General features: G+C 70.0%; 11 protein-coding genes. 10 read left to right on the top strand and 1 reads right to left on the bottom strand.

Translation table 11 applies throughout. The features are described 5' to 3' along the window. Nucleotides 1-143: 143 nt before the first annotated feature. From STROP_RS21605 to STROP_RS21560, 10 genes are all read left to right on the top strand, one after another. Entirely contained in the window at nucleotides 144-1,085 is a 942-nt protein-coding gene (locus tag STROP_RS21605) for a Rossmann-like and DUF2520 domain-containing protein (RefSeq protein ID WP_026275295.1), read from the top strand. Further along, nucleotides 1,082-1,930: a pantoate--beta-alanine ligase gene (gene panC, locus STROP_RS21600; protein WP_012015475.1), complete on the top strand. Its 849-nt coding sequence runs from the start codon at nucleotides 1,082-1,084 to the stop codon at nucleotides 1,928-1,930. Before STROP_RS21605 ends, panC begins: the two co-directional genes overlap by 4 nt. A gap of 23 nt (nucleotides 1,931-1,953) precedes the next feature. Then, the gene (gene panD, locus STROP_RS21595) at nucleotides 1,954-2,382 is read left to right on the top strand and encodes an aspartate 1-decarboxylase (protein WP_012015474.1); all 429 of its coding nucleotides are present in this window, start codon (nucleotides 1,954-1,956) and stop codon (nucleotides 2,380-2,382) included. 144 nt (nucleotides 2,383-2,526) lie between these two features. Next, entirely contained in the window at nucleotides 2,527-3,414 is an 888-nt protein-coding gene (locus STROP_RS21590; RefSeq protein ID WP_012015473.1) for a septum formation family protein, read from the top strand. Between the two features lie 127 nt (nucleotides 3,415-3,541). After that, nucleotides 3,542-5,260, top strand: coding sequence for an L-aspartate oxidase (locus STROP_RS21585; RefSeq protein ID WP_012015472.1), 1,719 nt, complete (start codon nucleotides 3,542-3,544; stop codon nucleotides 5,258-5,260). Further along, on the top strand, nucleotides 5,257-6,153 hold the full coding sequence (gene nadC / locus STROP_RS21580) for a carboxylating nicotinate-nucleotide diphosphorylase (protein WP_012015471.1): 897 nt from the start codon (nucleotides 5,257-5,259) through the stop codon (nucleotides 6,151-6,153). The genes STROP_RS21585 and nadC overlap by 4 nt, the downstream gene beginning before the upstream one ends. A gap of 34 nt (nucleotides 6,154-6,187) precedes the next feature. After that, entirely contained in the window at nucleotides 6,188-6,946 is a 759-nt protein-coding gene (locus tag STROP_RS21575; RefSeq protein ID WP_018255237.1) for a type III pantothenate kinase, read from the top strand. Nucleotides 6,947-7,153: 207 nt separating this feature from the next. Continuing rightward, nucleotides 7,154-8,662 (top strand): lysine--tRNA ligase, encoded by a 1,509-nt coding sequence (lysS, locus tag STROP_RS21570; RefSeq protein WP_012015469.1) that lies wholly within the window; start codon nucleotides 7,154-7,156, stop codon nucleotides 8,660-8,662. Between the two features lie 116 nt (nucleotides 8,663-8,778). After that, nucleotides 8,779-9,129 (top strand): histone-like nucleoid-structuring protein Lsr2, encoded by a 351-nt coding sequence (locus STROP_RS21565; protein WP_033660423.1) that lies wholly within the window; start codon nucleotides 8,779-8,781, stop codon nucleotides 9,127-9,129. Between the two features lie 419 nt (nucleotides 9,130-9,548). Then, on the top strand, nucleotides 9,549-12,083 hold the full coding sequence (locus tag STROP_RS21560) for an ATP-dependent Clp protease ATP-binding subunit (RefSeq protein WP_012015467.1): 2,535 nt from the start codon (nucleotides 9,549-9,551) through the stop codon (nucleotides 12,081-12,083). A gap of 65 nt (nucleotides 12,084-12,148) precedes the next feature. Here the strand turns inward: STROP_RS21560 and STROP_RS21555 are convergent, their stop codons facing one another. Further along, the gene (locus tag STROP_RS21555) at nucleotides 12,149-13,048 is read right to left on the bottom strand and encodes an HhH-GPD family protein (RefSeq protein ID WP_012015466.1); all 900 of its coding nucleotides are present in this window, start codon (nucleotides 13,046-13,048) and stop codon (nucleotides 12,149-12,151) included. Nucleotides 13,049-13,093 lie beyond the last annotated feature (45 nt).

Below are 13,093 nucleotides of genomic sequence, written 5' to 3'. Positions count from 1 at the left end.
GACCGGCACCTCGTGTCGCCTTCGGGGAAACGGGTATCCCCGGCCCTCGGTGGTGAACGTTTTCACACCGCCCTGTCCCGGTTCCGGCGCGGCGGCGCATACTTGCGATCGACCGGTACCCCTCCGAGGACTGGATCATCGTGATGAGCGTTTCGCTGTCTCCGCGTCCCGCCGATCAGGCGGTTGGCGCTCCTACCTCTCGTTCCCTGACTGTCGGCGTGATCGGCGTTGGCCGGGTCGGTGCCGTGTTGGCTGCCGCTCTCGCCACCGCCGGGCACCGGGTCGTCGCCGCGGCCGGGGGCTCCGCCGCCTCACGCGCCCGGATGGCGCTGCTCCTGGCCGACGTGCCGGCGCGGTCGGCCACCTCGGTAGCCCGCGCCGCCACCGATCTCCTGTTGGTGGCGGTGCCGGACGACGCGCTCGCGGGGGTTGTCGCCGGCCTCGCCGAGGCCGGGGCGTTACGTCCGGGGCAGGTGGTCGCGCACACCTCCGGTGCGCACGGCCTGGCGGTACTGGCGCCGGTCGTGGTGGCCGGGGCCACCCCGCTGGCCCTGCACCCCGCGATGACCTTCACCGGTACGCCGGACGATCTCCCCCGGTTGCCCGGCATCTCGTACGGGTTGACCGCCCCGGCGCAGCTACGTCCGTTCGCCACCCGACTCGTCGCCGACCTCAACGGCGTACCGGAGTGGGTCGCTGAGGCGGAGCGACCGCTCTACCACGCGGCCCTCGTCCACGGTGCCAACCACCTGATCACCCTCGTCAACGAGGCGGCTGACCGGCTGCGGGATGCCGGGGTGACCCAGCCGGGACGGGTGCTCACGCCGCTGCTGCGGGCCGCCTTGGACAACGCGCTGCGGCTCGGGGACGATGCGCTGACCGGACCGATCTCCCGGGGTGACACCGGCACCGTCGAGCGGCACCTGGCCCAGCTCGCGGCGACCGCGCCGGAATCGGTGGGCCCCTACCTGGCGTTGGCCCGACGGACGGCGGATCGAGCGATCGCGGCCGGCTGGCTGCGGCCGACGGACGCGCAGCCGTTGCTGGGCGTGCTGAGTGGGTGGGATCGGAAGGTGGCTGCGTGACCGAGCTGGTGCACACCCGTGCCGACCTGGCAGCGGCGCGGGACGGGTTGACCGGCACCGTGGGCGTCGTGATGACCATGGGTGCCCTGCACTCCGGGCACGAGACCCTGTTGCGGGCGGCCCGGGAGCAGGCTGACAACGTCGTGGTCACGATCTTTGTGAACCCACTCCAGTTCGGGCCAGACGAGGATTTCGACCGCTACCCGCGCCCCCTCGACGAGGACCTGGAGATCTGCCGTCGGGCCGGCGCGGCGGTGGTCTTCGCGCCGGCCGTGCCGGAGCTGTACCCGCAGGGCCAGCCGCGGGTCTGGGTCAACCCGGGCCAGCTCGGCGAGGAGTTGGAGGGGCAGAGCCGCCCGGGCTTCTTCCACGGGGTGTTGACCGTGGTGCTGAAGCTGCTCCAGCTCACCCGGCCGGATCGAGCGTTCTTCGGTGAGAAGGACTACCAGCAGCTGACCCTGGTCCGCCGAATGGTTCGCGACCTGGAGGTGCCGGTGGAGATCGTCGGTGTGCCGACGGTCCGGGAGCCGGACGGGCTGGCCCTGTCCAGCCGTAACCGCTACCTGTCGCCCGATGGGCGGACGGCTGCGCTGAGCCTGTCGGGGGCGTTGCAGGCGGGGGTAGCCGCAGCTGCCGGGGGCGCGGACGCGGGCGCGGTGCTGGCCGCCGCGCATGCCGCGCTCGACGCCGGCCCGCCCGGTGTCCAACTGGACTACCTGGTGCTCACCGATCCGGAGCTGGAGCCGGGGCCGGTCACCGGCCCGGCGCGGCTGCTCGCCGCCGCCTGGGTCGGCACCACCCGTCTGATCGACAACGTGTCCGTCCAGCTCGCCCCGCGTTACTGACCCACCCTGACGAAAGGCGCCCGATGCTGCGCACCATGCTCAAGTCGAAAATTCACCGGGCCACGGTCACCCAGGCCGACCTGCACTACGTCGGGTCGGTCACGGTGGACCAGGATCTACTGGACGCGGCCGATCTGCTCCCAGGCGAGCAGGTGGCGATCGTGGACGTCACCAACGGCGCCCGCCTGGAGACCTATGTGATCCCAGGCCGGCGCGGCAGCGGCGTGATCGGAATCAACGGTGCCGCCGCCCACCTTGTCCACCCGGGGGACCTGGTCATCCTCATCGCCTATGGACAGCTGGAGGATGCGCAGGCGCGTGGCTACCAGCCGCGGATCGTGCACGTCGATTCGGGCAACCGGATTGTTGACCTGAACGCGGACGCGGCTACGGCGGCGCCCGGGACGGCGGGGGCGCCGGTCCCCAACCCGTTGGCGGACTCGCTGGCCTGACCGGGGGCGGTTTGCCCGCTTGTCGCCTCCGGCGGGCGAGCCCGCCCGCCGGAGCCACGCCACGAGGCTCTGTTACCGGCCGGGCATTGTTGGCTACCCTGGGTGGGCTCGTCGGCAGGCGGGGCGTCGACCCTGGGAGGCGGCGTGGGACATCGGGTCGGGAAGGTTGCGATCGCGGTCGCCGTGGTGCTGCTGGCGGGATGCGCCGGGCCGACCGACGGTGACCTGACCGACGACTGGGGGGCACTGCCCCCCGCGGGTCCGTTCACCCCCGAAGCGGGCGTCTGCCAGGTGGCCGACGCCACCGTCCAGGTGACCCTGGCGGCGTACCAGCCGGTGGAGTGCGCGGTCCCGCACCGGGTCGAGACCGTGCACGTGGGCACCTTCTCGGCGGGGCGGTCGGGCCCACCGGCCGCCGGCTCGGTCGACCTGCGGGGCGCGTTCGCCGACTGTGACACCCGCACCAGCACGTACGTGGGGGCCGGCTGGCGGGCCGGGCGGCTGCGGCTCTCGGTGGCTGTCCCGTCCCCTTCGGGCTGGGCTTCTGGTTCCCGGTGGTACCGCTGTGACCTGACCGAGGTGACCACCGCAGAGGTGGGTGCCGAGGTGGTCCTCCGCACCGGCAGCCTGCGCGGCGCGCTTGTCGACGGGTCACCGCTGCGGCTCGGTTGCCAGCAGACCAGTCCGGATCGAGGTGGTGGGGTGGGGACCCTGCGCCCCGTGGATTGCCGCAGCCGGCACGACGCGGAGTTCGTCGGGGTGTGGCGGGCACCGGACCAGCCGTACCCCACCGCGGACGTGGACTGGGCGCCGCTCTACGCCGGCTGCCGCAGCGAGATCGCGCGCTTCGCCGAGGTGCCCGATGACCCGGCGCTGCGGCTGCGCGTCGACGTGGTGGTCCGCCCACCCGGTGCCGACGGGTGGAGGGTCGGCGATCGGGGCGTCCGCTGCTACCTGTGGCTCAGCGACCGTGCGGTGACCGGGTCGCTGCAGGGCGCCGGTCCGGCCCGGTTGCCGGTCCGGATCCGCTAGCGAGGAGCAGGGCACCCTTCTTCGGCTTCGCCGGCGGGCGAAGGGGCCCGGTCGGACACGGCGTTGCCTAAACCACTCGTCTCGCCCCCGCCGCCTCCGGCGTGCGTTGTTCGGGTTGACTGTGGGGATGGACCTACCGACCGGCGACCAGCCGGCCCTGCCCCGTCTGCTGGCGGCGCCCGCGCCCGGGTGGGTGGAGACGACCGACGTGATCGTCGTCGGATCCGGTGTCGCCGGGCTGACCGCCGCGCTCCACCTGCGTGAGGCGGGCCTGCACGTCACGGTGGTCTCGAAGGTCGACATCGAGGAGGGCTCGACACGCTGGGCGCAGGGCGGCATCGCCGCGGTGCTCGATCCGCTCGACACTCCCGCGGCCCACGCCTCGGACACCGAGGTCGCCGGGGTCGGCCTCAGTGACCCGGCGGCGGTCCGGGTCCTCGTCGAGGAGGGGCCCACCCGGCTGCGGGAGTTGATGCGGATCGGCGCGGAGTTCGATCGCAACCCGGATGGCTCGCTCATGCTCACCCGGGAGGGCGGGCACCGAGCGGACCGGATCGTGCACGCGGGTGGCGACGCCACCGGTGCGGAGGTGCAGCGGGCGCTACACGCCGCCGTTCGCCGGGATCCATGGATCCGGCTCGTCGAGCACGCCCTGGTGCTGGACCTGCTTCGGGCTCCCGGGAATGGTCCGGACGGGCTCGGCCCGGCCTGTGGGGTGACCCTGCACGTGCTCGGTGAGGGCAGCGAGGACGGCGTCGGAGCGATCCTGGGTCGCGCGGTGGTGCTCGCGACCGGGGGGATGGGTCAGGTCTTCGCGGTCACCACCAATCCCGCGGTCTCCACCGGCGACGGGGTGGCCCTCGCGTTGCGGGCCGGTGCCGCCGTCACCGATCTGGAGTTCGTCCAGTTCCACCCGACCGCGCTGATTGTCCCGCCGTCTGCCCGGGCGCCCGGGGTCCGGCACGCCCAGCAGCCGCTGGTCTCGGAGGCGCTGCGTGGCGAGGGTGCCCAGCTGGTGGATTCCGACGGCAAGCGGTTCATGGTCGGACAGCACGAGTTGGCGGAGCTGGCCCCCCGGGACGTGGTCGCAAAAGCCATCCACCGGGTACTGCTGACGTCTGGCTCGGACCACGTCTTTCTCGACGCCCGTCACCTCGGCGGTGAGTTCCTTGCCCGCCGTTTTCCCACCATCGTGGCCTCCTGCCTGTCCATCGGGGTCGATCCGGCGACCGACCTGATTCCGGTGGCCCCGGCGGCGCACTACGCCTCCGGCGGCGTCCGTACCGACCTGCACGGCCGTACGTCCATCCCCGGCCTGTACGCCTGTGGTGAGGTCGCCTGCACCGGTGTGCACGGCGCGAACCGGCTGGCCAGCAACTCGTTGCTGGAGGGGTTGGTCTTCTCCCGCCGGATCGCCGAGGACCTGGCGACCGGCCTGCCGGAACAGTTGCGCCCGGCGTCGACCGGTGCCTGGGTGGGCGGTACGGGTCGGGTGCTCCCCGTCGCCGGCGTTCCCGCCCTGCAACGGGCGATGACGCGGGGCGCGGGCGTGCTGCGGTCGGCGGGGACCCTGGCCGACACGGCGGCTGCCCTGGTCGGGCTCGGCGAGGCCGAGGGAGTTCCGCAGACCTCGGACTGGGAGGCGACGAATCTGCTGACCGTGGCGACGGTGCTGGTGGCTGCCGCCGCCGCGCGGCAGGAGACCCGGGGTTGCCACTGGCGGGAGGACTTTCCGGTGGCCGACGAGCGGTGGCGTGGCCATCTGGTTGGCGCCGTTGACCCGCAGGGTCGGCTGACGCGAAGGTGGCAGGGGTTCGGGGCTGTTGGGCGTGGGGAGGGAACGTGACTGGGGAGACCGAGGGCTTGTTGCGGGCGGCGGGGCTGGACCCGGAGCGCGTACGACGGGTGGTCACCGACGCGCTGATGGAGGACCTGGGGCCGGAGTTCGTCGACGTGACCAGTGTCGCCACGATCCCCGACCACCAGGTCGACACGGCGGACGTGGTCGCGCGCGCCGACGGGGTGGTCGCCGGGTTGCCGGTGGCCGCTGCCGTGTTCGAGCTGGTGGGCGAGGTGACCGGAGCTGGTCGTACGGTCGTGGTGTCGCTCGTCGCCCGCGACGGGCAGCGGGTGGCGCGTGGAGACGTGCTGGCCACGGTGACCGGCCCGACCCGGCTGCTGCTGACCGCCGAACGCACCGCGTTGAACCTGCTGTCCCGAATGTCCGGCGTCGCCACCCACACCCGGGCCTGGGCCGACACGTTGGCCGGCACGAAGGCGATGGTTCTGGACACCCGGAAGACCACCCCGGGCCTGCGGGCTCTGGAGAAGTACGCGGTCCGTGCCGGAGGCGGTACCAACAAGCGGATGGGCCTGTACGACGTGGCCATGGTCAAGGACAACCACAAGCTGGCGGCCGGTGGGGTGGCCGCGGCGTTCCGGCGGGTCCGGGCGGCGTTCCCGGGCGTGGGAGTACAGGTGGAGGTGGACACCCTCGCCGAGGCGGTGGAGGCGGTCGAGGCGGGCGCCGACTTCCTGCTGGTCGACAACATGGGGGTGGACGTGTTGCGCGAGGTGGTGAGCGCGGTCGGGGAGCGGGCCGAGCTGGAGGCGACCGGGGGGCTGACGCTGGCGGTGGCGGCCGACGTGGCGGCTACCGGGGTGGACTTCCTGTCGGTTGGCGCGCTGACCCATTCGTCGTCGATTCTGGACATTGCGCTGGACCTGCGGACAGGGTGAGGCGGCCCGCGCTGGCGGTGTCTAGGCTGTGGGTGTGCTGCTTTGCATCGACATCGGAAACACCAACACCGTGCTGGCGACCTTCGATGGCGACAAGCTGGTGCACTCGTGGCGGATCAACACCGATCCGCGGTCGACCGCGGACGAGTTGGGGTTGATGTTCCGGGGTCTGCTCTCCGGCGCCGATGTGGAGATCAGCGGCGTGGCGGCCTGCTCGACGGTGCCCGCCGCCCTCCGGTCGGTGCGCACGATGCTGGACCGCTACTACGCTCACGTGCCGCACATGATCGTCGAGCCCGGCGTGCGGACCGGGGTGCAGCTCGCCATCGACAATCCCAAGGAGGTCGGTGCCGACCGGGTGGTCAACACGCTCGCGACGTACAACCTCTACGGCGGGCCCTCGATCGTCGTCGACTTCGGCACCACCACCAATTTCGACGTGATCAGTGGGCGGGGCGAGTTCCTCGGCGGGGCGTTCGCCCCGGGCATCGAGATATCCTTCGACGCGCTCGCGGCCCGCGCCGCCCAGCTGCGGAAGGTCGAGGCTGCCCGGCCGCGTTCGGTGATCGGCAAGAACACGGTCGAGTGTCTGCAGGCCGGTCTCTACTTCGGCTTCGCCGGGCAGGTGGATCGGATCGTGGAACGGATGGTGGAGGAGCTGGGTGCGGTCAAGGCCGTGATCGCCACCGGGGGGCTGGCGCCGTTGGTGATGAAGGAGTGCCGGACGATCACCCACCACGAGCCGATGATCACCCTGATCGGGCTCCGGATGGTCTACGACCGCAACGTCTGAGCCAGGTTCTCCCGAGTGCGGTGCAGCCGGTGGTCAGCGCTGAGTGACGTCCGGATACCGCGGTCCGTACCGGTCGTGGCCGCCCCCCAACGACGGTGTTGGCGTGGGCTCGGTCATGGCGGCCGGCTATCCGATGTCCCTCGCAAGAGCCCTTGAGTACGCTCGGGGGCTGACCCCGCCTGAATTCTCTGCCTGAGGAAGCGTGCCGTGACCGAGCAGAACGCCGTACCAGTTGACCCCGCCGACGACCTTCCGGAGCAGATGAAGGTCCGCCGGGAGAAGCGGGACCGGATGCTCGCCGAGGGGATCGAACCCTATCCGCTTGGGTATCCGCGGACCCGCACGATCGCCGAGATCCGCCAGGGGTACGCCGACCTGCCCACTGACACGGCCACCGGTGACCAGGTGTCGGTCACCGGGCGGGTGATCTTTATGCGGAACACCGGCAAGCTCTGCTTCGCCACGCTGCGGGACGGCGACGGCACCGAGCTGCAGGCGATGCTCTCCCTGGACCGGGTCGGCGCGCAGCGGCTTGAGGACTGGAAGCGGCTGGTGGACCTCGGTGACCTCGTCGGGGTAACCGGTGAGGTGATCACCAGCCGGCGTGGGGAGCTGTCGGTGCTGGCGCAGGGGTGGGCGGTCACCGCGAAGGCCCTTCGTCCGCTGCCGGTGGCGCACAAGCCGCTCAGTGAGGAGGCCCGGGTCCGGCAGCGCTACGTCGACCTCATCGTTCGCCCGCAGGCCCGGCAGATGGTTCGTACCCGGGCGACCGCGGTTCGTAGCCTGCGGGAGTCCCTGCACGAGCGGGGCTTCCTCGAGGTGGAGACCCCGATGCTGCAGCTGCTGCACGGCGGTGCGACCGCTCGCCCATTCGTGACTCACAGCAATGCGCTCAGCACCGATCTGTATCTACGAATCGCTCCGGAACTATTTCTCAAGCGCGCGCTCGTTGGTGGCGTAGACCACGTCTTCGAGATCAACCGTAACTTCCGCAATGAGGGCGTTGACTCATCGCACTCGCCGGAGTTCGCGATGCTCGAGGCTTACCAGGCGTATGGCGACTACGACACGATCGGCGAGTTGACCCGTCATCTCATCCAGCAGGCGGCGCTCGCGGTCGGCGGCTCGACGGTGGTGACCCACGCGGACGGTCGTGAGTTCGACCTCGGCGGTGAGTGGCGTTCGGTGACGCTGTTCGGTGCCCTTTCCGAAGCGCTCGGAGAGGAGGTCACGGTACGCACGGAGCGGACCCGTCTGGTCGAGTACGCGGACAAGGTGGACTTGGCGGTCGACCCGAAGTGGGGTCCGGGCAAGCTGGCCGAGGAACTGTTCGAGGAGTTGGTCGTCCCGGGTCTGCTGGCGCCCACCTTCGTGCGGGACTATCCCGAGGAGACCAGCCCGTTGGTCCGGGCGCACCGCACCGAGCCGGGCCTGACCGAGAAGTGGGACCTCTACGTACTCGGCTTCGAACTGGGTACGGGCTACTCCGAGTTGGTGGATCCGGTGGTTCAGCGGGAGCGTCTGGTGGCCCAGGCGCGGCTCGCGGCGCGGGGCGACGACGAGGCGATGCGGCTCGACGAGGACTTTCTCCGGGCCCTGGAGTACGGAATGCCACCGTCTGGTGGTATGGGAATGGGAATCGACCGGCTGCTCATGGCGCTGACCGGCCTGGGAATTCGGGAAACCATCCTCTTCCCGCTGGTCCGACCCGAGTGACGGTCGGGGCCTCCGACTCGTAACCGGATCCTATTGACGCGCGGAGCATCGTCCGGGTTATTGTGCTCTTGCGGGATTCGCAGAACCGCTGCACCCTGCTGGAAGGAATGTGGGACGTGGCCAAGCAGATCATTCATAAGCTGGTCGATGACCTGGATGGCGGGGACGCTGACGAGACCGTCAAGTTCGCCCTCGATGGCGTTCAGTACGAGATCGACCTGTCGAGCGTCAACGCCGAGAAATTGCGGGAGGTATTCGCCGCATACGTCGCCAACGGCACGAAGGTGGGCCGGGGTGGCGTGGTCGTGGGGGGCCGGGCTGCCCGCGGCCGGGGCGGTGCCACCGCCGACCGTGAGCAGAACAAGGCGATTCGGGCCTGGGCCAAGAAGGCCGGCAAGGAGATTTCCGACCGGGGTCGCATCCCGCAGGAGATCGTGGACGAGTACCACGCTCGCGCCGGCCACTGACCGGTGTGTGGTGGACGCCGGCCCGGAGTACAGCCTCCGGGCCGGCGTTGCTGTGTCTCGGGCCGGAGGCCGCCGGGGTGTGCGGCGCTACCGCCGGTGGGACCTGCGGTGTCGCCGTGGCTGGGGCCGGGGTGAGTCGCTTCTGGGGCTGGTGGCGGCTCCCCGGGGACGTCGTGGGTTGATCCGGAGGCGGTCGAATTTCGCTCTGCGCGTAGCAGCGCTGCTACCGGAACACCTGCTGAGCGCGGACTGTTGGGCAAAACAGCGCGTATCCGGCACCACCGGGGAGGCAGGACCCCAGCGGAGTCGGCCCGCGGCGATAGAGTTGAAAGGCACGGACGCCCATCCCGGGCGTCCACGCAGCGGCCCCGCCACGATCTAGACCATCGAGGCGCACGGTATGTGAGGAGCACGAGGGCATGTTCGAGCGGTTCACCGACCGAGCGCGTCGGGTTGTCGTCCTGGCCCAGGAAGAGGCCCGGATGCTCAACCACAATTACATTGGTACTGAGCACATTCTGCTGGGCCTGATCCACGAGGGTGAGGGCGTGGCCGCCAAGGCGCTGGAGAGTCTGGGGATCTCTCTGGAGGGCGTGCGACAGCAGGTTGAGGAGATCATCGGGCAGGGCCAGCAGGCGCCGAGTGGTCACATTCCGTTCACCCCGCGGGCCAAGAAGGTGCTGGAGCTGTCACTGCGGGAGGCGCTGCAGCTTGGGCACAACTACATCGGTACCGAGCACATTCTGCTGGGCCTGATCCGTGAGGGTGAGGGCGTGGCGGCTCAGGTGCTGGTGAAGTTGGGGGCGGACCTCAATCGGGTCCGTCAGCAGGTGATCCAGCTGCTGTCGGGCTATCAGGGCAAAGAGCCGGCGGCGGCGGGGACAGCGCCAGGCGAGGCCGCTCCGTCGACGAGCTTGGTGTTGGACCAGTTCGGTCGCAATCTCACGCAGGCGGCTCGTGAGGGCAAGCTTGATCCGGTTATCGGTCGGGAAAAAGAGATCGAGCGGGTCATGCAGGTGCTGTCCCGGCGGACGAAGAACAACCCGGTGCTGATCGGTGAGCCGGGTGTGGGCAAGACCGCCGTGGTGGAGGGCCTGTCGCAGCGGATCGTCAAGGGCGAGGTGCCCGAGACGCTGAAGGACAAGCAGCTGTACACCCTTGACCTGGGTGCTTTGGTAGCGGGTTCACGGTATCGGGGTGACTTCGAGGAGCGGTTGAAGAAGGTCCTCAAGGAGATCCGTACCCGTGGTGACATCATCCTGTTCATTGATGAGATCCACACGTTGGTGGGCGCGGGTGCCGCCGAGGGTGCGATCGACGCGGCGAGCATTCTGAAGCCGATGCTGGCGCGGGGTGAGTTGCAGACCATCGGCGCGACGACGCTGGATGAGTACCGCAAGCACCTGGAGAAGGACGCCGCGTTGGAACGCCGGTTCCAGCCCATCCAGGTGGGTGAGCCGTCGTTGCCGCACACCATTGAGATCCTGAAGGGTCTGCGGGACCGCTACGAGGCGCACCACCGTGTGTCGATCACGGATGCGGCCCTGGTGGCGGCGGCAACCCTCGCTGACCGCTACATCTCGGATCGATTCCTGCCGGACAAGGCCATCGACTTGATCGATGAGGCGGGCGCGCGGATGCGGATCCGGCGGATGACCGCGCCGCCAGACCTGCGGGACTTCGATGAGCGGATCGCGCAGGTGCGTCGGGACAAGGAGTCCGCGATCGACGCGCAGGACTTCGAACGAGCCGCGCAGCTGCGGGACACCGAGAAGCAGCTGCTGGGCCAGAAGGCGCAGCGGGAGAAGGAGTGGAAGGCCGGTGATCTGGATGTCGTCACCGAGGTCGACGACGAGCAGATCGCCGAGGTGCTCGGTAACTGGACGGGCATCCCGGTCTACAAGCTGACCGAGGAGGAGACCTCCCGGCTGCTGCGGATGGAAGACGAGCTGCACAAGCGGGTCATTGGCCAGGAAGACGCGGTCAAGGCGGTGTCGAAGGCGATCCGCCGCACGCGGGCCGGCCTGAAGGACCCGAAGCGGCCGTCTGGGTCGTTCATCTTCGCGGGTCCGTCCGGGGTCGGTAAGACCGAGTTGTCCAAGGCCCTCGCGGAGTTCCTCTTCGGCAGCGAAGACGCGTTGATCCAGCTGGACATGTCCGAGTTCCACGACCGGTACACGGTGTCCCGGCTCGTCGGTGCGCCTCCCGGCTACGTCGGCTACGACGAGGGCGGGCAGCTGACCGAGAAGGTCCGCCGGCGGCCGTTCAGCGTGGTCCTCTTCGACGAAATCGAGAAGGCCCACCCGGACGTGTTCAACACGCTGCTGCAGATCCTCGAGGACGGGCGGCTCACCGACGGTCAGGGCCGGATCGTGGACTTCAAGAACACGGTCATCATCCTGACAACCAACCTCGGTACCCGCGACGTCGCCAAGGCGGTCTCGCTGGGCTTCCAGGCCTCTGATGACTCCGACTCGAACTACGACCGGATGAAGCAGAAGGTCAACGACGAGCTCAAGCAGCACTTCCGGCCGGAGTTCCTCAACCGGATCGACGACACCATCGTCTTCCACCAGCTGCGCCACCGGGAGATCCTCTCGATCGTCGATATCATGATCGGTCGGATCGAGACCCAGCTGCGCAACAAGGACATGGGCCTGGAGCTCACCGACAACGCCAAGCAGTACCTCGCGACGAAGGGCTTCGACCCCGTCCTCGGTGCCCGGCCGCTACGCCGCACGATCCAGCGGGACATCGAGGACAACCTCTCCGAGCGGATCCTGTTCAACGAGCTCAACCCCGGCCAGATCGTCATCGTCGACTGCGACGGTGATCCGACCAATATCGATTCGTCCACCCTCACCTTCCGCGGCACCGACAAACCGGCAGACCTGCCGGACGCGGTCCCAGCCGACCTCGGCGGCGCTGCCACGGGGGCGGACGACACGGCGTAGGCCGGGCAGATCCAATCCGAGCGACAACGGCCCGATGGCGATCGCCATCGGGCCGTTGCTCGTTCTCAGCGGACGAGGATCGGTGGTCCGTCTCCGGCCAGCCGGAAGGACGCCTCGTTGACCTGTTCCACGAGGCCGTCGTTGACCAGGCCGGCCAACGCCCGGAACCGCTGTGTATCGTCGGCCCACACCTGGTCCAGGCGTTGCTGGGGCACCGGGGCGGTTGCCTCCCGGAGCACCTCGAGAAGCAGCCCACGGACCTGACGGTCGGTGCCGGCGTACCGTTGCGGACGTCGGGTGGGGCCGGTCGGCGCTGGCTCCCCGGAGGCCCGCCAGGCGCAGATCGAGGCGACCGGACAACTCCCACAACGGGGCGACCGAGCCGTGCAGACCACCGCTCCCAGCTCCATGAACGCCGCACTGGCGAGCGCGGCGGCGGCCGGTTCCGCCGGAAGTAGCTCCTCGGCGGCGACCAGGTCGGCTGGGCGGGTGGTCGGGCCGGCGTCCGGCTTACCCGCGACCGCCCGACAGATCACCCGTCGTACGTTGGTGTCCACCACGGGGTGCCGTTGCCCGTACGCGAACGCGGCCACCGCCCGCGCCGTGTAGGTGCCGACTCCCGGCAGGGCCAGCAGCTGTTCCAGCCTGTTCGGCACCTGCCCGCCGTGCCGCTCCACGATCGCAACCGCGGCCTCGCGCAGCCGGACCGCCCGCCGCGGGTAGCCGAGCCGCCCCCACATCCGGATCGCCTCCGCTGGCGGCTCCGCCGCGAGGTCGGCCGGGGTCGGCCAGCGGGCCATCCAGTCCGTCCAGGATGGCACCACCCGGGCGACCGGGGTCTGCTGGAGCATCACCTCACTGACGAGGATTGCCCAGGCGCCAACCTCGGGGCGCCGCCACGGCAGGTCCCGGGCGTGCTGCGTGTACCATCGGCTGACCAGGGTGGTGAAGGTCGGTTCAGTCATCGTCGGCGATCATGTCACGTCTCGGGACCGCGCCCACACGGCGAC

Origin of the sequence: Salinispora tropica CNB-440, assembly GCF_000016425.1 — a bacterium.
GTDB classification, from domain to species: Bacteria; Actinomycetota; Actinomycetes; order Mycobacteriales; family Micromonosporaceae; genus Micromonospora; species Micromonospora tropica.
The sequence above is the reverse complement of the archived record's forward strand: the minus strand, read 5'-3'. Positions and strand labels throughout refer to the sequence as shown.